This is a genomic window from Sinorhizobium meliloti (assembly GCF_017876815.1).
Taxonomy (GTDB): Bacteria; Pseudomonadota; Alphaproteobacteria; order Rhizobiales; family Rhizobiaceae; genus Sinorhizobium; species Sinorhizobium meliloti.
In genome coordinates this window covers 82350-106240 of the sequence record NZ_JAGIOS010000002.1, presented here as the reverse complement: position 1 = coordinate 106240, position 23891 = coordinate 82350, and the positions used below count along the sequence as shown (strand labels likewise).

At 63.2% G+C, this 23891-nt stretch carries 17 protein-coding genes; 11 read left to right on the top strand and 6 right to left on the bottom strand.

All coding sequences use genetic code 11. From position 1 onward, the window contains the following. Positions 1-11 precede the first annotated feature (11 nt). From JOH52_RS19410 to JOH52_RS19395, 4 genes are all read right to left on the bottom strand, one after another. Complete coding sequence (locus JOH52_RS19410; protein WP_013850677.1) at positions 12-2693, bottom strand: glycosyltransferase; 2682 nt, start codon at positions 2691-2693, stop codon at positions 12-14. Further along, positions 2680-4152: a DUF6212 domain-containing protein gene (locus tag JOH52_RS19405; RefSeq protein ID WP_127657765.1), complete on the bottom strand. Its 1473-nt coding sequence runs from the start codon at positions 4150-4152 to the stop codon at positions 2680-2682. The genes JOH52_RS19410 and JOH52_RS19405 overlap by 14 nt, the downstream gene beginning before the upstream one ends. A 183-nt stretch (positions 4153-4335) precedes the next feature. After that, positions 4336-5589, bottom strand: coding sequence for a glycosyltransferase family 4 protein (locus JOH52_RS19400; protein ID WP_127657764.1), 1254 nt, complete (start codon positions 5587-5589; stop codon positions 4336-4338). 137 nt (positions 5590-5726) lie between these two features. Further along, complete coding sequence (locus JOH52_RS19395) at positions 5727-6299, bottom strand: MarR family transcriptional regulator (protein ID WP_003529010.1); 573 nt, start codon at positions 6297-6299, stop codon at positions 5727-5729. A gap of 208 nt (positions 6300-6507) precedes the next feature. On the opposite strand from JOH52_RS19395, the gene JOH52_RS19390 reads away from it, so the two are divergent. The 11 genes from JOH52_RS19390 to JOH52_RS19340 all read left to right on the top strand — a co-directional run bounded on the left by JOH52_RS19390 (position 6508) and on the right by JOH52_RS19340 (position 22117). Beyond that, on the top strand, positions 6508-8277 hold the full coding sequence (locus tag JOH52_RS19390) for a type I secretion system permease/ATPase (protein WP_010975741.1): 1770 nt from the start codon (positions 6508-6510) through the stop codon (positions 8275-8277). After that, positions 8274-9695, top strand: a complete 1422-nt coding sequence (locus JOH52_RS19385) for an HlyD family type I secretion periplasmic adaptor subunit (RefSeq protein WP_017272134.1) — start codon at positions 8274-8276, stop codon at positions 9693-9695. The genes JOH52_RS19390 and JOH52_RS19385 overlap by 4 nt, the downstream gene beginning before the upstream one ends. Positions 9696-9969: 274 nt before the next feature. After that, on the top strand, positions 9970-10629 hold the full coding sequence (locus tag JOH52_RS19380) for a calcium-binding protein (protein WP_003529018.1): 660 nt from the start codon (positions 9970-9972) through the stop codon (positions 10627-10629). Between the two features lie 130 nt (positions 10630-10759). Further along, complete coding sequence (locus JOH52_RS19375) at positions 10760-13009, top strand: glycosyltransferase family 2 protein (RefSeq protein WP_017272135.1); 2250 nt, start codon at positions 10760-10762, stop codon at positions 13007-13009. After that, entirely contained in the window at positions 13006-13851 is an 846-nt protein-coding gene (locus JOH52_RS19370) for a class I SAM-dependent methyltransferase (protein WP_013850683.1), read from the top strand. Before JOH52_RS19375 ends, JOH52_RS19370 begins: the two co-directional genes overlap by 4 nt. Continuing rightward, positions 13848-15110: a glycosyltransferase family 4 protein gene (locus JOH52_RS19365; RefSeq protein WP_017275086.1), complete on the top strand. Its 1263-nt coding sequence runs from the start codon at positions 13848-13850 to the stop codon at positions 15108-15110. The genes JOH52_RS19370 and JOH52_RS19365 overlap by 4 nt, the downstream gene beginning before the upstream one ends. 11 nt (positions 15111-15121) lie before the next feature. Then, complete coding sequence (locus JOH52_RS19360) at positions 15122-15826, top strand: hypothetical protein (protein WP_003529026.1); 705 nt, start codon at positions 15122-15124, stop codon at positions 15824-15826. Positions 15827-15834: 8 nt separating this feature from the next. Continuing rightward, entirely contained in the window at positions 15835-18051 is a 2217-nt protein-coding gene (locus JOH52_RS19355) for a hypothetical protein (RefSeq protein ID WP_017272137.1), read from the top strand. Then, on the top strand, positions 18048-19370 hold the full coding sequence (locus JOH52_RS19350) for a glycosyltransferase family 4 protein (RefSeq protein ID WP_014527193.1): 1323 nt from the start codon (positions 18048-18050) through the stop codon (positions 19368-19370). The genes JOH52_RS19355 and JOH52_RS19350 overlap by 4 nt, the downstream gene beginning before the upstream one ends. Positions 19371-19414: 44 nt before the next feature. Beyond that, positions 19415-20392, top strand: coding sequence for a hypothetical protein (locus tag JOH52_RS19345; protein ID WP_010975733.1), 978 nt, complete (start codon positions 19415-19417; stop codon positions 20390-20392). A 135-nt stretch (positions 20393-20527) separates the two neighbouring features. Continuing rightward, positions 20528-22117 (top strand): ABC transporter substrate-binding protein, encoded by a 1590-nt coding sequence (locus JOH52_RS19340; RefSeq protein ID WP_014527194.1) that lies wholly within the window; start codon positions 20528-20530, stop codon positions 22115-22117. Positions 22118-22185: 68 nt separating this feature from the next. On the opposite strand, the gene JOH52_RS19335 is transcribed toward JOH52_RS19340, so the two are convergent. Further along, entirely contained in the window at positions 22186-22860 is a 675-nt protein-coding gene (locus JOH52_RS19335; RefSeq protein ID WP_013850688.1) for an HAD family hydrolase, read from the bottom strand. 176 nt (positions 22861-23036) lie between these two features. Beyond that, positions 23037-23696 carry a metallophosphoesterase family protein gene (locus JOH52_RS19330; RefSeq protein ID WP_010975730.1) on the bottom strand — a complete coding sequence of 220 codons (660 nt, stop codon included), beginning with the start codon at positions 23694-23696 and terminating at the stop codon, positions 23037-23039. Positions 23697-23891: the final 195 nt, after the last annotated feature.

Genomic DNA, 23891 nt, shown 5'->3' with positions numbered 1-23891 from the left:
CCGGCGGGGCCTCAGCCCACGGCCGCAACTCCGGGATTGGATGCTTCGCGCCCACGGATGACCGTTGCGCGCGAAAGCGATGAATTGTTCACGGAACGGTCGCACCAGCCGAGGAACTCGGAAAAGGAGGACGTCCATGAGCGGCGTGCCGCCGTTCTCAGGCACCCCTCCATGAGGGGCGCGAGCATCTGGCGGTTGTTGGCCACCTCCTCGATGGCCTTTGCCATGTCCCGGACCACCTGGGGATCGGCGGCGGCCTCGATGAGGATGCCGTCCTCGCCGTCGGTTATGAGTTCGTCGACGGCACCGACTGCCGTCGCGATCGGGACGCAGCCGAGCTGCTGCGCCTCGGCGATCATCAAGGGAGCGCCCTCCCAGCGCGACGGCATCAGAAGGACATCCGCCCAACCGAGGGCCTTGATCAGGTCCTTGCTTGCGAACACCGGCGGGCGCACCTCGACGCCGAGGTCCTTCAGGCGATCCGTCCACGACAAGGTGGCATCCGCGAGGATTTCCCCGCCGATCGCCCGGGCATCGAATGGCACGCGCGAAGCCCGCAATTCGGCGAACGCCGCAGCGAGACGGTCGATCCCCTTCTGCTGATCGAGCCGACCCATATAGAGGACCCGAAGCCGATCGTCCTTGCGTTCGATGCGCCTGACCGACAGCACCTCCGCGAGAACCTTGGGCGGCACGGAGAAGCTCGCGCCGTTGGGGACGGCGAAGATCTTTTCATAGGGAACGCCGAAGCTGTGCAGATAGATCTTGAGCTGCTCCGAGCAGGTCAGGAAGGCATCGTAGCAATGCTCGTGGGCAATCGCCGCGAAGGGCTGACCGGCGGGCCTTTTGAAGGAGGTATTGTCGACCACGTGAAGGTAGCAGGCGGTGCGCGTTCCCTCCGAGCGTAACCGCGCGATAAGCGGATGCACCGCCATGACGTGATTGTTGATCACGAGGTCGAAGCCGGAAAGCTGACCCTTGAGCGCAGCCCAATCGACGTCGTGGCCCTCGGCGATGAAGTCCTGCCCCAGGAACGAGCCGGAGCCGCCCCAGGCGGGAATGCCTTGGTCCCAGAAGTGAATATAGTCGAAGCTCTGATCGAACTCGTCGATCACATCCATCCTGGATGTGCCGAGCACGAAGAGATGGGTCTCGTAGCCGGCGGCCTTCAGCTCGCGCGAGGCCGCATATACGACCTTCTCGGCACCGCCGAAGGATGCATTCGGAACAAGCAGGGCTGCGGTCTTCCTGCTTCCCTCGCTATGACCGAGCGGCAACACGGGCGAGCCACCGATCTCGTGGCGAAGCGCCTTGTGGAGGTCGGAATAGGGAACGAGCCGTGCCGGACGCCAGGTCCAGCGTTTGCCGGCGGTCCGCCGCAGCGGACTGGTCGCGATGGCATTGACGCAATTGATCATCACCTGCTGGGGCGTGATGAGCGAGCGGCGCGGCAGGCTTCTCGGGAAAGGGAAGCGGACTTTCAGAATTGCCGATGTCGGCCAGACCTGCTGGTTGCCGATGGAGGCAAACCAGTCCAGCGCCTTGTTATGAATGACGTCGCGCACGAGCGAAGTGGACAGGAAGATGAGGTCGGCCGGTGCGTTGTGCTGGGCGCCGGCCTCCAGGAAGACCGGCTCGATCTTGCGCTGAGCCGCATCGTTGCCGAGCTGGACGAAGACCACGTTGGCCTTCTCGCTCAGGCGCTCCAGATGGGAGAGCACGTTCGGCAGCATCCGGGAGCGCAGCAGCAGATCGAGCGTGGCACCGCTTCCGGCGATCAGGAAGGGCGGGAAGTGAACGTTGTCAGGCTCGCCGATGCTCGCCCAGAAGGCTGGAATGATATCGTCGAGGCGAAGACGCCTGGGCGTCTTGGTCGGATCCGTAAAGAACGAAATGGCGGCATCTTCCGTCCGTGCGAAAAGATAGCGCGGGCATTCCTCGTGCTCGAAATCGACCAGCATTGGCCGCTGGAACAGCGCCCGGTGGCGCTTTCTGAGGAAGCTCACCGAGGCGGCGCGATCGCGGTTCGCCTCCTTGAAGCGGCTTTCCGCCCTCAGCCGGTATTCGAAGGTCGTGTCGTGGCACGGCGCCCCCACGAAGCCGTGCTCGATGCAGGACAGCCAGAACTCCCAATCCTCGAAACCGTTCTGCCTGTCGTCGTCGAAGCGGACCCCCGCCCGGAAAACGTCGATCGAGATCATCGAACCGGTGTCGCAGATATTGTCCGTGATGCAGTGCAGAAGCCGCGAGTAGCGATTGCCGTAATGGGCGCGCCAGCTCACCGAAAACGTGTCGATATTGGTATAGATCCAGCCGCAGCCGCTGGCGCGCAGTTGCCGGTAGAGAGTCTCGATGGTCCCGGGCAGCACGCGATTGTCGGCATCGAGAAAATAGACGGCCTCTGCTTCCGGCAGATTCGCGAGCACGTAGTCGATCGCGCGATTGCGCGCCCCGCCCGGCCCGGCATTGGCCCCGAAAAGCACATGAACCGCAGGATGGGCCGCCGCATAGAGCAGCAACTGATCGAATGTCTCCTGTCGCGGATCACCATCGACGGACACCACCACTGCCACCCGGCACCCGGCAAGCTTCGAAGCGAGCACGGACTCGATCGCCTCCAGGACGAGGGCTGCGTGGCCATAAAGCGGCATTGCCACCACGATCAGGTCCGAGTTTTCCTTATTTCCGGACATTGGACGCCCCTGCGGACTGCTTTACCAATCGGAAGCCGGAGACCTTGAGCCAGGAGAAATCGACCGTATCCGTCACCGCGCGGCTGAGAATCATGAGGTCCATCGGCTCGCGCACGGGCTTGTCCAGTTGAAAGTTCACGTTGACCGCCTGCTCGGAGGTGACCTCGCGCCAGCCGCTGAAGAAGGCCGAGGGCTTGGCAGCACCCTTGCGCGCGAGTTCCGCCACTTCCGAGCGCGCATTGGAGTTCGCCGGAGCGAGCAGGAAGCTCACGGCCGCGGGTGCGCCCTTCGGGTGATCGATGATCGCGCTTGCGGAGAAGGAGATGGTGCCGGGTTCCACTGCGCGGCCGATCGTGCCGGCGGAGATTCCACTCGGCAGCGGGTGGCAAACGACCGCGTTCTCATGCTCGAGGAAGCGGACGGTCTGGAATTCGGGAACGACCGGCGTGACCGAAACGTCGACGATCTGACTAAGCAATTCGACCGCCAGACGATAATCCTCGATGAAGTGGCCTTCGAGCAAGGCGGTCGGAGCGATCATGTTCGGCATGCGCGTCGGTTTGACGCCGGGCAGTCCCGTAAAGACGCGGAACGCCAGGGGCCGGAGATCGAGATCGGGATGCGGGGTTTCCGAGCGGGCTGTGTACCGCTCGCTCGCGATCGGATAGCCGAGTGAAAGCCCTACAGTCTCCGTGCCGGCCGTTGAGATTCTAAGCCGCAGCGTTCTCGCGGCGCCGCCGCAAGCGCGCGGCAGGGCGAGGAAATTCCAGTTTGCCGCGAGCTGCGCATAGGGCACGGTCCATTCGGCCACGCCCTCGCCATTCTCGACATAACCCAGCATGACGACCAGTTCGCCGCCCTCCCTGGGCACGGAATGAAGGTGCAGCGCGACCCCCGCAACGCCAAGACTAGAGACCGGAAGAAGCTGCTCGACGCAGCCGGTCGCAAGGAGCTGCCCGATGCCCTCGTCCTTCGGGTCGGCATAAGGGTCGTGGGCGAATATCTCCGCGACCGGTTCCCAATTGCGGGCCTGAAAGGCATCCTCCAGCGCGCGGTAATTTTCGAGCAGCGTTTCTCGCTCACGCCGGAGAATGGCGAGCTCGGCGGTTACCGACGACGTGAAACGGGAGAGCCGACCCACTCCTCCCTCCACCAGCGACCGCACGAGCGCAAGGCTGTCCGCTTTACCGTCCGCGTCGATCCGCTGAAGCGGTATCTCGGGGATGGTACCAAGAGCATTGATGGACGCGAGCCCTTCCCGCAGATCGGCTTCACCCTCATCCGAGAAGGCAAGCGCGATAAGAGGAAAGGCGTTCTGCAGGGGAAATCGCAAAGCTGCATCCGGTTCGAGAAAATGAACCAGATGCTCGATGTCGCTCCCTTCGAAATTTTCCCGGTCCAGACCGGATGCCACGACCAGCCTTCGCTTCGCCGGCGACTGCCTCACGTTAGAAGACATCAACTCTTGCACGCAGCGACCCCAGAATAAATCGATTTATCCAGAAGATGAAAAAATGATGGTCCGGGAATATTCGCGGTCCAGAACCTCATGGAGCAAACCATATCCGTGGATTCCGCAGTGCACAACAATAGATTCTTGGGGCTTTACCCGGTATTTATACTTCAAAAATTGAAGCAATATTCAGACAAACTGCGTTTCTTTCGCTTGCGCAGCATTTTGACCGGTGAGATTGCCGATCAGCGTCAACTGGCGCGCGAGGCAGTCGTCCAACCGGAACCTCTGTTCGACCGTTCTGCGCGCGGCGCCGCGCAGTTCGCGGAAGTTGTCCGGGCGGTTCAATGCCCCGACGATCGTCTCGGCGAGCGCATCGGTATCGAAGAACGGGACGAGAAGACCGTTGCGGCCGGAGCGGATGACTTCCTGAACCGGCGCGGTATCGGAGCCGATGACAAGAGCGCCGCAGGCCATTGCCTCAAGCACCGACCAGGAAAGCACGAAGGGATAGGTGAGGTAGAGATGCGCCGCCGATATCTGAAAAAGCTGACGTAGCACGGAATGCGGCACGACGCCGGGGAAGATGAGCCTTTCACGCGGGACATCCAGAGACGCAAGCAGATGATCCTTCCACGATCCCCCGCCAGGGGGCGGCGCGCCGTAACTCACCCCATCGCCGCCGACGAAGACGAACAGCGCGTCCGGATGCCGCCGGACGACCTTCGCCGCCGCCTCCAGCGCCTGGGGAAAGCCCCGGTAGGGCTCGAGGTCCCGTGCCACGAAAGTGACGACGGGATCGCCGGCCTTGAGTACGCGCCCGTCCGGCAGCTTCAGCGAAGCCGCCGGGTCGGGGCGGAAACGGCGCGTGTCCACTCCCTCATGGCAAACGGCGATTCGTTGCCGCGCGTCGGCTGGATAGAGGCTCTTCTGCCAATTGGTCGGGCTGACACCGCCATCCATCGCCTCCAGCGACAGCAGCTGCGCGATGTTGCGGAGGCGCAAGCGTTTGCGCGTCTCGGAGTCGGGACGGTCGTCCGGCGCGAAGCCGACATCCGCCCCTTCCGACCGATAGAAAAACTCGCAATAGCCGAGTGCCGGCACGCGCGGCAGGACATCCTTCACGAACATCATGCTGCCCCAGCCTATATGACCAAGAACGATGTCGGGGCTCTGTCCAAGGCGGCCCATCGCGTCGAAGGTTTCCGCTACCCTGTGTCCGATCCGGACATGATGGTCGGGAACGCCAAGATGGCGCGCAATGTGGGGATTCGGTTGCGGACCGGGTTCCGCCCGATGCCGGACGACCCGGACGGAAGGTATCCGCTGGTCCACGGTCTCCGTCACCAGCGTCACCTCGTTCCCCGCCTCAGCCAGATGTCTTGCCAGGGCGGCGAACTGGCCGAACCCACGGCGGTGTACGAATGCTACATGCATCTTCATAAGCCACTTGTCAGTGATCGATCACACCTGCAGCGCCGCGCGTCCGAAGGGACGCGCAAAGCTCGTTGCAATATTTGGATTTCCTGCATGTTACCGCCCTTGCTCGGTTACGCTTTGAGGAACATGCAGATGGAGCATCAGATGCCGTAGCGTGCGGCATTCCCCCAGACGAGTTCGAGGCGGTGCAGTGTCTGGAAGGCGGTCTCCAGATTCCGCCGGTCCTGATCGCCATGGCTGAGGGCGCGTTCGTAGCCCTTAGCCGCCTGACGCAGGCCGGCGCAAAGCTGCCTGCCTTTCTCTGAAAGCCGGATGCGGGCCGAACGCTTGTCACGCTGCGATGCGATCCGGTCGATGTAGTCGCCGTCGGCAAGCTGCTTCAGATAATAGGAGATGTTCGAACCCACATAGTGGCCCCTGTCCAGAAGCTCTCCCACCGAGAGCTCCGCCTCGCCGATGGCCAGAAGAACCATCGCCTGCGCGGGACCGATATCTTCGACCCCGAGCTTTGTCAGTTCCGCACGCAATAGGCCGGAAAAGCGGCGGCTTGCACGCTCCATGACCCGGGCCAGCTCGAAATAGGTGACGAGCGAATCATCTCCGTCACGATCGTCTACAGGGGTATCGAGGCCTTTCCGCTGCGTTTCATTCGCGGGAAGGATTGCAACAGTGTCTCCAAAGTCTGCGAACGGATAGAGTATCCTGTGGTTCATCCCTCTCTCCATTGGGAACGTACTTCCAATTCCGGAAAATTACTTCAAAACTTGAAGTAATTTCATAACACCCCTGCCCCGAAATTGCGTGCTCTTGAGCTGGCGATGTTTATTGTGTCACACTTATCGCAACAATACTGTGATTTGAGTGAATCTGGACCAGATCGCCCCATGAAACCCGCGAATGCGCTAATTAGAAGATCGCCCCATGCGTGATACTGTTCGAAATCCTTTGATTAGCAAGGGGCCCAACCGGGCAACACCGGCGCAAAACGGAACAATCGCGCCGAAGCTGTTGGTTCTGCGGGCCCGGCGTGTGTTCGTCGTGACGCTTCTTTATGCAGCCCTGCTCAGCGCCTGCATCAACCTCCTGCAGCTCACCATGCCCCTCTATATGATGCAGGTGCATGACAGGGTGTTGAACAGCCAGAGCATGGATACGCTCGTCATGCTGACGATTCTCGCCCTGGGCGCGCTGATCGTTCTGGGCGTGCTCGACTACATTCGCGCCCTCACCTTTCAGGCCATGGGCAGCGCCGTGGTCCGCTGGCTGAACCTGCCGGTCCTGACCGCCGCCGTCCAGGCATCGGCCGATCAGGGACTTGCGCGCGCGACGCAGTCGCTGCGCGACCTCACCGAGCTGCGCGGCTTCCTCACCTCTTCGGCGGTGAGCGCCCCCCTCGACGCCGCCTGGTCGCCCATCTTTCTGGGTGTTCTGTTCCTGCTGCACCCCCTCTTCGGACTGATCGGTGCGATCTCCGTCGTGGTACTCGTCTGCTGCGGCCTTCTCAACGACCTCCTGACGCGCCAGCTCATGAAAGAGGCAAGCCAGGCTAATATTGAGGCAGTGTCGAAAATAGGTGCGACATTACGTCACGCCGAAGCCATCGAAGCCATGGGAATGCTGCCCGCGCTCGCCCAGAAATGGCGCGCAGCGCAACTGCACGCGCTCAGCGTGCTGGAGGCCAGCGGGATCAGAAGCAGGGCGATGGCCTCGATCACCCGTTCGCTGCGCTTCGCCATCCAGGTGGTGTCGCTGGGCACCGGTGCCCTGCTCGTGATGAGACAGGAGATCTCGCCGGGCGCGATGATGGCGACCACCATTCTCGTCGGCCGCCTTCTGCTGCCGTTCGATTCCGTCATCGAGAACTGGCGCCAATGGGTGTTGGCGATCGCAAGCTGGCGTCGCGTCGAAACGGCACTGAAGGAAGACCTTGCCGTTCGCCAGACCATGCCGACGCCGCGCTCCGAAGGCGACCTGGTCGTCGACAAGCTGGTCTACGCGGCACCGGGCATCGACGTGCCGATCATCAAGGGCATCAACTTCTCGCTCTCACCCGGCGAGGTGCTTGGTATCGTCGGCCCTTCCGCGGCGGGCAAATCCACGCTGGCGCGGCTTCTGGTCGGCATTCTGAAACCTACTGCCGGCGGCGTCTTCCTCGACGGCAACAACGTCTACCTCTGGGAACGGAGCTCTTTCGGACAGATCGCGGGCTATCTGCCGCAATCGGTTTCCCTTCTCGAAGGAACCATCCGTGAAAACATCGCCCGAATGGCGGAGAGCGATCCCTACAAGGTGCTCGAGGCGGCGCGGCTCGCCGACGTCCACGACATGATCGGACGACTGCCGCTCGGCTATGATACGCCGGTGGGCGATGGGCATCTGACGCTTTCCGGCGGGCAGCGGCAGCGCATCGCGCTGGCGCGCTGCCTTTACGGCCGGCCACGCCTGCTCGTCCTCGACGAGCCCAACGCCAATCTCGATGCCCTCGGCGAGCGCGCCCTCATACGCGCGATCGACGAGGCGCGCAGCGACGGCGCCATCGTCATCCTGATTGCCCACCGGCCGGCCATCATGCAGGTGGCCGATAAGCTGCTCGTGCTGGAAGGCGGCCGCATCAGCCAGTTCGGCCCGCGAACGGATGTGGTGGCGACCATGATGCCGGGCGAAACAAGACGCGAAGGTACCGCATCATGAACAAGGAAAAGATCCTGCCGGTTCGCCTCGACCTGCAGCCGCCCGTGAAGACTGAAAGCCCGGAACGCCGCCTGCCGATGGCCGCGCCGGCTCGTCTCTCCGCGGCAATGCCAGAGCCGGACCTTTCGGAGGACAACACGCATTCGCCCATCCGGCGCCTCGTCATCGCCGGGTTGACGACGATCCTCGTTGCTTTCGGCGGTTTCTTCGGCTGGGCCTTCTCGACGGAGCTCAGCAGTGCTTCCGTCACCAGCGGCACGATCGTCGTCGATTCTAAGCGCAAGACGGTCAGCCACTTCGAGGGCGGCGTGCTCGGCCGGATCCTCGTTCAGGAGGGGGACCATGTCGCTCCCGGCCAGCCGCTAATGAAGCTCGAGGATACGCGCGCCCGCTCCGACCTGCAGGCGCTGCAGAGCCGCCGTGTCGGCCTGATCGCAAAACTGGCACGGCTGCGGGCCGAGCGGGCTGGCTTGCATGCGGTGAGCTTCCCGTCCGATCTTGTCTCCGAAGGCGAGGCTGCCGCGGATGCGGTAACGGCGGAAAACGCGTTCTTCGAGAAGCGAAGCGAGGCCAAGAAGAGCCGGCTGGCAATCCAGCGCAAGACGATCGAGGAATATTCGGAGAAGGCGAAGTCCCTCACTGCCCAGCTTCAGGCGACCGACAGGCAGATCGAGCTGATGAACGAACAGCGGACGGCTATAGCGACCCTTGTCGAAAAAGCCTTCGCCCAGCGCTCGAAACTCATCGAGATCGACGCACGGCTCAGCGAACTCGCCGCAACCCGCGGTGAGCTCGCGGGCGACAAGGCGCAGGCGGAAAAGGCGATGGCGGGGGCCGAGCTTGCGCTCATCGGCATCGAATCCGATTTCCAGTCGGAGATCGCCGGAGAGATCACCACGGCGCGCCTGGAGCTTGCGGAAGTCGAGCAGCGCATCACCGCCGCCGAGGACGTGCTTCGCCGCCTGGAAATCCGTGCCCCCCAGGCCGGCATCGTCGCCAACATTCAGCTGCGGACGCCGGGCAGTGCCGTCACCCCCGGTCAGCCGCTTCTCGACATCGTCCCCGAGGACGAACCGCTGCTTATCGAGATGCATGTCAGCACGCGTGACATCGACAGCATAACGATCGGCTCCAGCACGCAAATCCGTCTGACGGCCTATAACCAGCGCTCGCACCTGCCTCTGGAAGGCAAGGTAACCTATATCGCGGCGGACCAATCCGTGGATGAGAAGTCCAACGTCGCCTATTTCGTCGCACGGGCGGAGGTGGCGCCTGAATCGCTCGCCGCCAACCCGGACATCCGCCTCTATCCCGGCATGCCCGCGGAAGTGCTGATCGTGCACAAATCGCGTTCGGCAATCGACTACCTCGTCGCCCCAGTCTCCGACAGTTTCAACCGGGCTTTTCGGGAGGACTGACCTGCTTAACTCTTGATATCTCTTCTCGTCGTAAATTACTTTAAAATTTGAATCGCTTTGTCTGCATTTCCGTCAGAATTACTCCTAAAATTATATTGTACCAATATTGGCACAGCATGGAGATATGTTTCTGACACCCTCTTTCTATCAAAATATCGCCGTTTTATTTTATGCATCTGTGTTGCGTTCGTAATTATTGCAGTGCACACTCCGGCACGCAATCCTCGGCTCCGTGCCGATGACGCATGCATCAAACCACGAAGAGGAGAAGCAGATGGCCACTTTGGAAGGCGGCGCATACGACGACGCCCTGTTTGGCTCCCGCTTTGACGATTTCATCCGCGCCCATGGGGGTGATGATTTCGTCAACGGAGGCAATGGGGACGACATCATCTTCGGCGACGATGGTGACGACTTGCTGTTCGGCGGCAACGGAAACGACACCGTGTTCGGCGGCGAAGGCACCGACGTTCTCTATGGCGAAAATGGCAACGATATCCTGGTCGGCGGATCGGGTGACGACCTGATCTATGGCGATAACGGCAACGACATTCTCCTTGGGGGCGCCGGCAGCGACTTCCTCCTCGGAGGCAGAGGCAACGACGTGCTGCTCGGCGGCGCCGGCAACGACGTCATCGACGGCGGCGCCGGGTCCGACCTGCTTGCCGGCGGTCAGGGCAGCGATATCTTCGTTTTCGACGGTGGCGGCGGCAACGACGTCATCCTCGACTTTACCCCCGGCGAAGACGTCCTGCAGATATCCAAGGGTATCAACGGCCTCGACGTCACCGCGCCCGAGGATCTCGCTTCGCGTATCACTCAGGTCGGCGGCAATGTCGTCATCGACCTCGGCCACGGCGACACGCTGACGCTGGTCAATGCCGACGCCGAAGACATTCAGGCCCATCCCGAAAACTACTTCACTGTCCACTGATAGTTTGAGATGCGGGATGCGGGTGGAAAACCGCAGGCGGCTTTTCATCATCCCGCATTGGCTTCGAACGGTGCGCCCTGCCCTCCTCCCGTGGGGCGCACCATCCCAGAATTAGTCAGAGGAGTGGCGTGTGACGTTTGACGACCGTACGCGGAGCGCCAGCGGCATTTTCGAGGACGCGAGGGCCTTTCGGATCGGTTCCGAAGTGGCAGTATTGATCTCGGACGTTCGCGCCAAGTTGCCGGTGGCAGCCAAACACACGCTCGTCATGCCGGAGCAACCCGTCCCGCTCGTCAGCACGATCCTTTCTCTTGCGGAGGGTGGCCAGCGCGTGCTTTGGGCCATGCGCCCGGGCGCCGAAGCGAGCCGCGGGCAGATTTACATCGAAAGCGACTTCGTTCAGACGATTCTGCTCCGGCCCGTCGGTGAACTTCCGCCCCTCGACGTGGAGGACCTGTTTGCCGCACTTACGCCGGAGGGCTGCGTAAAGTTCCTGAACAATCTGCTGACCGTTTGGCGGAGCGCGTTCCGTCTGTCCAGGGACCCGTTCTTCATCGGCCTCGTCGAGGACGCGCTTCAGGCGCTGACATCGCGGCCGGCGCCCGCCAAGATTGCATGCCCGATCGCCCAGGGCCGATACCTGATCGAGACCGCGATCAGCCCCGACTTCGGCGAGATCAGCGCCATCTATGCCCTCGGGGCCAACGCCATCCTGCCACTGGCGTCGCCAGCGCTGATCGGCGCCCAACGCGAGCACAATCTTCGTCCTTGCCATTTCATCGTCGAGTCCCCCCGATACCCCCAGTCTTTCGTGCTTGTCGGCAAAAGGGGCGTTGCCGTGCGCGAACTCTCCTCCGGCAATCCTCATTGCGCCAACCTCCAGGCCTGGTGGGCGGAACGGGGCGGTACGCCGGAGCTTCGCGAATTCGTCGTCCGCTGGCTCTCGACGACACCCGAGGGTGGACTTGCGACAGCCGTCGACCTCCAGCTACGGACACCGCTCCCGGAAAGGCGGATCGGCAGGTCCGCAATGTATCCTTCAGCGGAGGTGGACCTCGCATTGACGCTTTCCGGCGGTCTGCTTGCCGGGGGGTGGACCCATGATCCGACGGCCACTCTCGCCGGCATCGACTACCTCACGGAGGACGGCACGGCGATACCGCTCGACGGCAACTGGTACGAGTTTCCCGCCTGGGCACGCGGAGCGGACGAGAAATCGCGAGCCGACGTGACCGGCTTTGTCGCCTGGCTGCCGTCGAACGACACGCCGGGCGCCCTGCTCCAGCCGCGGTTCCAGATGCGGCTGGCTTCCGGTGCTGTGAAACCGCTCGTGCCGAAGCCGCAACCCTTCGAGGCTTCGGCGCAGCGCAACCGAATACTGCGCGCAGTCCCGCCGCAGCACGCGATCGACCAGGCTTTCCGGACGATCCTTGCCCCCGCCCTGCAGGACGTGGAGCAGAGGTTGGGAAGAGCGGCCAAGGTCGACTACACCAAGGATTACGACCTGCCCGAAAAGGCGCCCTTGGTCTCGATCGTCGTGCCGCTTTACCGTGTCCTCGACTTCCTGCGGTTCCAGCTATCCGGCATGGCGACCGATCGCTGGCTCGCAAGCAATGCGGAGATCATCTACGTTCTGGATTCGCCGGAGATTCAGGACGAGACGGAGCATCTGCTTGGCGGACTGCATCTCCTCCACGGCTTGCCGATGAAGCTTGTGGTGATGAACCGCAACAGCGGCTACGCGCGGGCGTGCAATGCCGGCGCGCGCTTCGCCCGCGGCTCGGTCGTCGTCATGCTGAACTCGGACGTCGTTCCGTCAGCGCCCGGCTGGCTGCAGAAGTTCATCCGGCCGCTGATGGAGCAGAGGAGCCTCGGCGCGATCGGCCCGAAGCTGATCTTCGAGGACGGATCGCTCCAGCACGCGGGACTCTACTTCGCTCGCGACCAGCGCGGCATATGGCTCAACCATCATTTCCACAAGGGCATGCCTGGCGACTACGCACCGGCTCAACTTGCCCGCAGCGTTCCCGGCATCACCGGTGCGTGCCTGGTGACGCGTCGGGAGATCTACGAGCTCGTGGACGGATACACGGAGGATTATGTGATCGGCGATTATGAGGACAGCGATTTGTGCCTGAAAATCCGCCGGTGCGGCTATGATATCGCCTACGAGCCGTCGGCGTGTCTCTATCATTTCGAGCGCCGCTCGATCCGCCGCAGCGAAGACTATATGCGCGGGGTCGCCAGCCAGTACAATTCGTGGCTGCACACCGAACGCTGGAACGACGACATCACCGAATTGATGAAAACCGATCTCGGCGGCCGCGACCAAATGCCGGCTCTGTTCGGGATCGGCGCAGCAACGAGGACCGCCGCATGAGCGAGACTGCGCTGCGCCAGGAAAACACAGCTGCAACGGAACTGCCCGCCCGCGACGAACGCGTGGAGGCACTGCTGGGGAGCATTCTTCGAAACCGCTTCCTTCCGGAACCTAATCCCGACAGTGTCTTCGTCGGCGACGGCTCCTTCAGGGCGGTGGGCGTCGAATTCCTCGGCCACTTCATTCGGCTGGGGGGGGTGCGTCCGGAAAGCCGCGTTCTCGATATCGGCTGCGGCATCGGCCGCATGGCTGTTCCGCTCACCCAGTATCTGGATTTCGAGAAGGGACACTACAGCGGGATAGATCCGGTCGAGGGCGGCATCGGCTGGTGCCGCCGCTTCATCACCTCGGTCTATCCGAATTTCGCGTTCCAGCGTGTCGATATTGCCCATGAACTCTATAATCCGAGCGGCAAGATCAGCGGCAATGCGCTGAAACTGCCCTATGCCGACGGTCACTTCGATTTTGTGATCATGACGTCGATCGTGACGCATCTGCCGCCGGACGAAGTCCTCGTCTATCTGCGAGAGGTCGGAAGGCTTCTGAAACCCGGCGGCCGCCTCTTCATGACCGCCTTCGTGGTCGATCACGTCGCGGCGGCCAACGAGAGCGGCCGGCGCGACGCGCGCCTTTCCTTCGCCCGCGATGGCGACGGGCCGTGCTGGTACGTCCCGGACATGCCCCGCCTTGCCGCCGTCGGCTTCGACGACGGCTTTCTTGACGGGGCCCTCGACCGGGCCGGTCTCGCAATCACCCTGAAAGCGCTCGGCGCCTGGCGCGGGAAGGAAGCGGAGCATTATCAGGACATTTTCGTCGCCGAACGCCGAGGAGGCGGAGCGTGAGCATGCGCGTGCTCGTTGCGGCTCATAACCATCCGGCCCTCCACCCGGGAGGCACGGAGATCTTCGCCCACGACCTGTTCGGCGCCTACAAGCGTGCCGGCTGCGAAGCGCTCTTTCTCGGAGCCACGAACCAGATCCACCGCCAGGCGCGGCCTGGCACCAGCTTTCAAGGCATCGGGCCCGCAGGGGACGAGTTGCTGTTGTGGTCCGGACATTTCGACCGCCTCTTCATGAGCCAGATCGATCTCTATGGAGTCGTTCCGGATATTGCGGAGCTGCTGCGCGACTTCAGGCCGGAGGTCGTCCATATCCACCATCTGCTCCTGCTCGGCGCGGAGTTTCCGCATATCGTCCGGCGAACCCTGCCACAGTGCCGGATCGTCATGACGCTGCACGACTATTATCCCATCTGTCACCATGACGGGCTGATGGTGAGAACGAGCGGCAAGGAACTTTGCCACGGGGCGAGCCCGGACAGGTGCCATGCCTGCTTCAAGGACATCGCGCTCGACCGTTTCACATTGCGCGAACGTCATCTGAAGGCCCTCTTGAGCGAGGTGGACCGGTTCGTATCACCGAGCCGGTTCCTCAAGCAGCGCTTCGTCGAGTGGGGGCTCTCGGAAGACAGGATCAGCGTCATTCCCAACGGGCTACCGCCTCGCAACGCGCCGGCAGCGGCCCGCCGGATCGGCTCGGACCACCCGGTCTTCGGTTATTTCGGCAATCTCAACCCCTGGAAAGGCGTGGCGGTACTACTCGAGGCGGCACGGCAGCTCATTGCCGAGGGGCTGGAGTTCGAGTTGCGCGTTCACGGCGGCGCACCCTTCCAGAGCGAGAGTTTCATCGACGAGATCACACGCCTGTTCGAGGAAACGGCACCGACCGTGCAGCAGCGCGGGCCCTACCGGCGTGAGGACGTTGCTGACCTCGTCGCAGCGGTGGATTGCACGATCGTACCCTCGATCTGGTGGGAAAATGCCCCGCTGGTCATCCAGGAGGCGCAGGCCCTCGGACGGCCGGTCTTAGCCAGCAATATCGGCGGCATGGCCGAGATGATCGAGGATGGCGCAAACGGTCTCACCGTTGCGCCCAACGATCCGCGGGCGCTCGCCTCTGCCATGCGCCGCCTCGCGCAAGACGGTGCCTTGGCGCGCCGGCTTTCCGCGCACGCGCGGGAGCCGGAGAACATCGACACCACCGCACGACGCTATCTCGATTTGATCGAAGCGATCGAACCGTCACGTATCGAAGCGGCATAAAGGGGAAATCGATGGCTGTTGCCGAGAAATCAAATGCCGCACCGGATCAGGATAATACGAAGCCGATGAGCGGCCGGGTCGACGCGATCGACCAGGGGCGCATCTTCGGCTGGGCGTTCGATCCGGCAGCACCCGACAAGCGCCTCACCATCCGCGTCTATCTGGACGGCAGCGTCATCGCCCAGGCGGTCGCCGACCGCAATCGCCCCGATCTCAAGCGCAACGGCATCGGCGACGGCGGCTATGCCTTCGAAATCGCGCTTCCCGAGGCGGCAGCCTCGCGCACCGCCGATCTCAAGGTGACGGCCCTGGATGCACGCGGCACCGAACAGCAGCTGCGCGTTCCGCGCCCGGACGAGCAGGCGGCCGAAGCCCTCATCGCCGCGCCGCTTGCCAAGGTTCTCGACAAGCTCGACGTCCTCATGGCGGCCCAGCGGCAGTTGCAGGTCTCGCAGCGATCTCTTCAGCGAACGCATAATGACGAGGGCGGCGAAGGCGCGACCTTGGGGCCTGCCGCCGCCGCCGAGATCGGGCAGCGCCTGAACGACCTCGATGTCCACTTGATGCGGCTCGATGGCGTGGTTGCAGCGATGGAGAAGAACCTCGGAGCCTTGCAGAAGCGGTCGAATGGAGAGTTGAAACCGCTGCTGCTCCTGCTTTTCGTTCTCGCGGGCTTTGCCGCCGGCGCCGCCCTCTCGCTTTTCGCCGGAGCATGAGGAGTACCATGGCCGGAGCAGAACAGGCGCTTCCTCAAACGTCGCAAACAGCCGCGAGGATCATGCGGGGTGGGAGGGTTGTCGCCTGCCTGATCGACGATACGCTGCTGCTCGTCATAGGCGCGGGCGCGCCTGTCGCCGGCCAGGTGCCGGCGCAGGTCAATGACGACCCCGCCACCGCGACGAGTGCCTCCATCATCGGTTGGCGCCTGGCCCTGCAGCCGCCAACGGCCACGCACGGGTTCGCGGCGCTGCTGCCCATCAATGACGCCGATCGTCCGCTCACCACCCTCCGCCTGGGTCAGGAGAGTAGCCCCAGGCGCTATATCTTCGGCCCCCGCACGCTTGCGGTTCGCGAGGGCGTGACGGTCCTCGCGGAGCTTGCCGGCGCCCAACTGACCGACGTGCTGGACTCGCTCGTGGATGCGATGATGCAGATGCCGACCGGCCGGCGAAGGCTTGCGGCAATTGTTGCCCTGACGCAGGCCCGAAAGGGTAGCGACGGCTTCCTCGAGTTCGTTGGCGAGACCCACGAGGGAGCGATCTTCCTCAGAGGGTGGGCCCGCGCCGCCGACCCCGGCAACGCTCGCGTGATTGTGTGCGGCGAAAATCCGGTCGTTGCCGACTGTGGGATCGCGACCTTCTCCCGGCAGGACACTCCGCAAGGTGGCGCAGGCTTCATCGGTCTGTTGGCGGCCAGCGAACCGCTTCGCGCACGAGACGTCGAGGGGCTCGTCTATCGCGGGCGCGGGGGCTGGCGCTACGCTTCGGTTCATGAGCACCGGCTGATCGCCGGTCCTACGGACACGCCCGGGCATATCCGCTCCGTGCTGCTTCAGACGCACAGCACGCCCGCCGTTCTGCTCCGGCTGCGTTCGGCCGCCAACAGCTTCGAGGGGCGCGAGACGATCTCGACCCTTCCCGTTCCGGTGCGACTGGGCGTCGACAATATCTTTCAGGCGAACAGCAGCGCCTTTCTGATCTCCGGCTGGCTGCTCGACCCTGATGAGCATGTCCAGAGCGTCCGGTTGCGCCGTGGACAGAGCGAGATGCGGCTCGACGATCGCTGGACGCGGCTCGAGCGCTCGGATGTGACGGATGCCTTTACCGATGAGCCGCTGTTCAAAAGCATGCTCGACCGAGAAACCCACCCGCATGGTTTCATCGTGTTTGCCGGAGGACTGGGGGCAGATGGTGCGGCCCCGCTACACCTGGAGTTGACGCTCAAGGATTCCCGGCGGGCCTTTCTCCCGCTGACACCCGCGCGGCTTCCGCCGCGTCAGGCGGCGCTCCGCCAGATCAAGTCCATCGATCCCGAAAACTGGGGGCTGTCGGAAATCGTCGATCGGCAGATCGTGCCCTTCCTGTGCGCGTCGGAGAGCCCCTCGCCCGGCGTCGGGGCCATCCTCGATGCGGGTGCGTTCGACGAGGCTTCGGGGCCGCCGATCATCGTCGCTGCCGGCCAAGCAGAAGAAAAGGAGCTTGCCCCTTTCCTCGGCCTTCTGGCGCTCGATCCCGAAACACGGCACGCGCCGATCGCGCTCGTGCTGCACTCCGAATGCTTTCGACGCCAGGCCGGCCGTATCAGGCAGCTCGCGCAATTCTATCGGCTGCCGCTCAGGTTGATGTCGGCGGAAACGGACGATGTCTACGATCTCCTGGAAGCCGGCATTCGCGCGCTTTCGAGCGAGACGGTCGTTCTGCTCGCCGGCTCGCTTTTGCCCCGCAGGAGCGGCTGGTACGGCAGGCTGGTTTCCGCCTACGAGGAAAGTGGCGGGATCATCTCGCCCACGCTCGCCTATGAGGACCATTCCGTTCGATGGGCTGGCTCCTGGGCGGACGCGCAGTCCGAAAATTCGCTTTCGGGCCGTTATGCCGGTTATCCGTTGAGTGCAGTGACGGGGCTCAAGCTCACCCGGATCGCGGCGGCCTCTTTCGAATGCTGCATCATGCCGCGCGAGGCTTTCCTCGTCGCCGGAGGCTTTGCCGGCAGCTATCTCGGATACCGGCAAAGGGGGCAGGATCTCGGCTTGAGGCTCAGCCGTTCGGGGATCAATTCCTGGTGGCTGCCTTCGGTGCAGATGCTGGGCTCGGACGAGCCATTCTCCACCGGCAGCGCCTCCGCGGCTCCTCTCGTCGAGCGGATCGACGAAAGACTGTTTTCGGCCCGATGGGCTCCGCAGCCGCAGGGCGAAGGCAATCGCATCAAGGAGGCTTCCGCATGAGCGAGCGGCTCCGTGTTCTCGTCGTCTCGCATGGACATCCGGCGATGTCGCTGGGCGGGGCGGAGATAGCGTCCCACAGCCTGCATAAGGGCCTGAACACGCTGCCGGGCGTCGAGTCGATATATCTCGCCCGCGTCGGCCATCCGGTCCCGCGCCACGGCGCGTCAGCACTCATGAGTCTGCGTCTTGCCGTGGACGAAGTGCTCTTCCATGCGGATGATTACGATCACTTCTTCCTGTCCAACGGCGATACGGAGGCGATCCGCCGCGACCTCCTGCGCTTCGTCGGCGATCTGTCGCCTCACGTCATTCACTTTCATCATCTGATCGGCATGGGGATGGAGGCGCTTTACGCTCTCCGGGAAGCGCTGCCGGAAGCGGTTATCGTCGTCACCTTCCACGAATACCTGTCGCTGTGTCACAATCACGGGCAAATGGTGAAGCGACCATCGGCCCAGCTCTGCAACAGTTCTTCGCCGATCAGTTGCCATGGCTGCTTTCCCGATATCCCGGTTTCCCGTTTCCTGAGGCGCGAGGAATTTCTGCGCGGCATGCTCGGCCTTGCCGATGCCTTCATCTCCCCGAGCATGTTCCTCGCAAACCGCTATGTCGAATGGGGTATCGATGCGGAAAAGCTCTCCGTGATCGACAACGGCATCGTCATGGGCGAGGCCGCACCGGTACGCGATCTGCCGGTCCCGTCCGCCCGGCGGAACCGTTTCGCCTATTTCGGGCAGATGACACCCTTCAAGGGCATCGACGTGCTGGTCGATGCGGTCTCGCGCGTGCCGGAAGAAATCTGGGGCGAGGACTCCTGCCTGATGATCTTCGGCGGTAATCTCGAGCGCCAGCCGGCCGAGTTCCAGGAGCGCCTGAAGAAGCTCATCGACGATGCCGGGCGCCGGGTGCGTTTCTATGGCGCCTATCAGAATGCCGACATGCCGAGGCTGATGCGCTCGGTCGACTGGGTCGTGCTGCCCTCGATCTGGTGGGAAAACTCGCCCGTCGTCATTCAGGAGGCCCTGCATCATCGCAGGCCCATCATCTGTTCCGACATCGGCGGCATGGCCGAGAAAGTGCAGGACGGAAGGGACGGACTCCATTTCCGTGCCGGCAGCGCCCAGGATCTCGCCGACCGGCTGTCGGACGTGCTGGTCAAGCCCGAGGCATGGGACCGGCTGCATGCGACGCTGCGGCCTCCGACCGGCCACGCCGAATCCGCGCGCGCGCATGCCGATCTCTATCGTCGGTTGCTGAAGGACAGGCGGAGCCCTCTTGGCGCGGCGCAATATGAAGCGGCGGCACAGGCCGTAGTCTAGACGCGTGCGGCTCCACTCAAAATGACAGCTGCTCGGGAATTCACATGCTCGTTTACGCCGACGAAAACCTGGAAGTGATACATCGGCGAGGATCGTCGCCCTATCTTCTCGTCACCTTCAACGAGATGGAGATGCAGGCGAACGGCAGCCGCTTCTGGGGACAGCGGTTCTGCGAAAAGGCCGGCATCGCCGCACTCGGCTTCATCAGCCGGCGGCCGAACTGGTTTCCGGCGGCAAGCGTGGTCGCGGCGGTCGAAGCTGCGGCTCCGATCCTTGCGGAAGCGCCGGAACGCATCCTCTACGGCCATTCGCAAGGCGGCTATGCGGCTCTGCGTTATCGCCGGCGTCTTGGCGCAAGCGTCGCCGTTGCTTTTTGCCCGCAGATCTCGATCGATCCGAAGACCGTACCATTCGACAACCGCTTCGTCCGCCACTTCGCTCCGGGCCTCCACACGAACATGGCAATCGCCCCCGACCAAGCGGCCGGGCGCGCCTATCTGTTCTACGACCCCTTCCATGCCGTCGATCGCTGGCACGCGGAGCGGATCGCGGCGATACAGAGCGAGACGCATCTCATCCCCGTGCATATGACCGGTCACGGCACCGTTCGGGCCTTCACCGGAACGGCGCGCGCGCTTTCGCTCATCGAGGCTTGCCGCGCGGACGACCGCGCCGGTTTGCGCGCGCTTGCCCGTTCGGCGCGGATCGGCGCCCCGATGCGCCCCTATCAGATCGCCATCGCGGCGATTGCTCGCCACCCCGCCTGGGCCGACCGGTTCCTTCAACGCTTCGGAGAAGGGTTTTCACCTGTGGAGCGGGTAAACTTTCTTTACCATCGGGCCAACCGCCACATCCGCGACGGCGCACTTGAAATCGCCCGCGACATGCTCGCCGAGGCCGTGGCGCTCCAGCCGGGCAATCTCGGCTTCGCCCGCCGCCTCGAGGAACTCGAAGGCCGCATCGCCCGCACGCGCGCCTCGGACCGGGATAAAACTGTGCACGACTTTTCTCCCGCACAGTGACATAGCCAGGCCTTGTCTCTCCTCGTTGCGACATTCTTCGCCGCCAACGGACAGCCTTCGCAATGGAGATCCGTTGCAGCCTGAGCGCGTTGCCGGCCAACTGGAGCGGACGTTTCAATGGAGGAGAGGAAATCGATGGCGGGAGAACTGGAATTCATGAGCCGGGAGGTCGTTTCGGGCCGCCTGTCGAGGCGCGATTTTCTCGGGCGCGCGGCAGCGCTCGGCGTAACGCTCGCCTCGGCCCAGGTGCTGCTTGGCAATGCCGCGCGGGCGAGCGGGCCGGTCAAGGGCGGCATATTGCGGGCCGGGCTCGTCGGCGGCGAATCCACGAACAGCCTCGATCCGGCGACCTGGGCGAGCCAGGTGCCCTATACATTCGGCCGCTGCTGGGGAGAGCAGTTGCTCGAGGTATCTCCGGCGGGCGAGATAGAATATCGGCTGGCTGAATCCTACGAAGCGTCGAAGGACGCGAAGACCTGGGCGTTCACGATCCGCAAGGGGGTGACCTTCCATAACGGCAAGGAACTGACGCCCGCCGATGTCGTCGCCACATTCGAGCGTCATGCCGACAAGAATTCGAAATCGGCTGCCCTGCCCTTCGTCCAGGAATTCGAGACCATTAAGGCAGACGGCGACAAGGTCGTCATCACGCTGCGCCAGCCGAACGCCGACATGCCGTTCATCGTCAGCGATTATCATCTTATGATCCAGCCGAACGGCGGCAAGGATGACCCGACGGCCGGCATCGGAACCGGCCCCTACAAAGTCGTCGTCAACGAACCGGGCGTAAAGCATGTCGGCGAGCGTCAGGACGGCTATTGGGGAGCGGCCGAGCGCGGCCATGCCGATCAGATCGAAATCACTGTCATCAATGACGCAACGGCGCGCACCGCCTCGCTCCAGGCGGGCGGCGTGCACATCATTAATCGCATCGAGCCGAAGATCGTCGCGCTCGTCAAACGCATTCCCGGAGTCACGATCCGCAACGTCCCCGGCAAGGGCCACTATGTCCTGATCGCCCATTGCAACACGGCGCCCTTCGACAACAACGACCTGCGGCTTGCGCTGAAATACGCGGTGGACCGCGAGGAAATGGTGGCGAAGATTCTCGCCGGATACGGCACGGTCGGCAACGATACGCCGATGATCAAGGGTTACCCGCTCTTCGACGACGATATCGAGCAGCGCGTCTTTGATCCGGACAGGGCGAAGTTTCACTTCAAGAAATCGGGCCATGACGGTTCGATCCTGCTGCGGACCTCCGACGTCGCCTTCCCAGGGGCAGTCGACGCCGCGCAGCTTTTCCAGGCAAGCGCCGCAAAGTGCGGCATCGACGTCGAGCTGAAGCGCGAGCCCGGTGACGGCTACTGGTCCGACGTCTGGAACAAGCAGCCCTTCAGCATGTCTTACTGGACCGGCCGGCCGACGCAGGACCAGGTCTATTCCATCGCCTATCTTTCGAAGGCGGAATGGAACGACACCCGCTTCTTCCGCGAGGATTTCGACAAGCTGATCTTTGCGGCGCGCGGCGAGCTGGACGAGGCGAAGCGCAAGGTTCTCTATCGCGAGGCGGCAATGATCCTGCGCGATGAGGGTGGTGTGATCGCGCCGATGTTCAACAACTATATCGATGCCACCAGCGACAAGGTCGGCGGCTGGGTCGACGATCCGAACGGCGAACTCATGGGTGGACATGCGCTGACCAAGTGCTGGCTCGCCGCCTGAGCGTGATCCTTGAAGCAGCCGGCGGCCGATGGCCGTCGGCAACCGTTACACACCTTTCCTGGAGTGCCCTAGCCGCGGCGGCGATGCAGCGAAAGCCACCCGTCCTCGACGAGGCGAGCCTCGACGTCGCTGTAATGCGACAGCATGATATGCGGCATCTCGGCCGCCGCGGCATGCGCCCCGGTGATGACGGCGACCTCGGCGCCCGCGGATTTGCCCGCGAGCACGCCTGCAGGCGCGTCCTCGAAGACGAGGCAATCTTCGGCACGCACCCCGAGTCTCTGGGCCGCGAGCAGATAGCCCTGCGGGTCGGGCTTCCCGACCGAGACATCCTCACCGGTCACCATGTGGCGCGGCACCGGAATACCGGCCGCCTCGAGCCGGCGCGCGGCGAGTTCGAGCGGCGCCGACGTAACGATCGCCCACCTTTCCGGCGGCAATGTCTTCAGGAAGGAGACGGCGCCCGGAATTTCGACAATTCCCTCGACATCGGCAATCTCCGCCTCGGCAAGAATACGCGCCTCCTGTTCCGGATCGACCGGCAGGCCCAGGGCGCGGATCGTGTCGACGGCTCGCACGCCATGGACGATCTTCATGAGCGCCACGGGATCTATTCCGTTGCGGAGTGCCCAGGATCCCCAGACCCTTTCAACGACTGCCATCGAGTTGAGTAGCGTGCCGTCCATGTCGAAAAGGAGGGCGGCGAAATTCTTCGTGAAGATTGCGGAAGAGGACGTGTCCAAACCGGGTCCCTTGGATTTCGAGTTCACATGCTTTGCAGGTCGGCACAACTATAGCCTGAGGCGGCGTTGCACAATGCTAAAGCAATTGCTTTCCGCACGCTTATCGGCGCACTGCCCCGGTTGCAGGAACCTGCAACCCATAGAAACCACACATGGGTATGTCGTCGTGTATCGTTCTAGCTGTATCCATCCGTGACCAGAAAATCGATCGGGCCTCCCGCCCTGTCGTCATCGAAGACGGCGCAGGAGAGCATGCCGCCGAAGACGGCGCCGGAATCGACATTGGTCCTGTTGCCGACGGTGCGGGGATTGCTTCGGCTCGGCGTATGTCCGTGGCAGACATGCTTGCCCCAATAGGTACCGGAGTAGTTCGGATCGGTGCGGATCCAGAGGAGGATGTCGTCGCCCTGTTCTTCGAGCGGAATCGTCTCGTCGACACCCGCATGGACGAAAATGCGATGCCGATCGACGACGAGCGATGGCAGTTCCGCCATCCAGACGAGATGGCTCAACGGAATGGCGCCGCCGTAGGAAGCCATCGTCTCCTCGCCCCCATTCGTTAGCCATAGGGACATCTCGGCCTGGCCCTTGCGTGCCGCCAGCAGCATGGCCTCGTGATTGCCCTTGAGCGTGATCCATTCCCAGCTCGCCCTGCGCGGCCCGCCCATGATCCGCTCCACGACGCCGCGGCTGTCCGGGCCGCGATCGACGAGGTCGCCGAGGAAGACCACCCTGCCGCCGGCGACGACGGATTCGATGCTGGCCAGCAAGGCTTCGAGTTGTTCGAGGCAACCGTGAATGTCACCGACGGCGAAGGTGAAACGCCGGCTATTCATGAATCGCTTCTCCTTTGCTCGTCCAAGACGGCGCGCTCCTTTCGTCGCTGATATGAATCGGCCATCTGAGGCCGCCCGGGGTGTCCGAGTGCTTTAGCGCATCGTCTTGACAATCGGAACCGATATTCGGAATGCCCGATGCGTAGCAGGAATAGTGGGCTCGGACAGGCACAAGACGGCTTCTTCACTTCATCC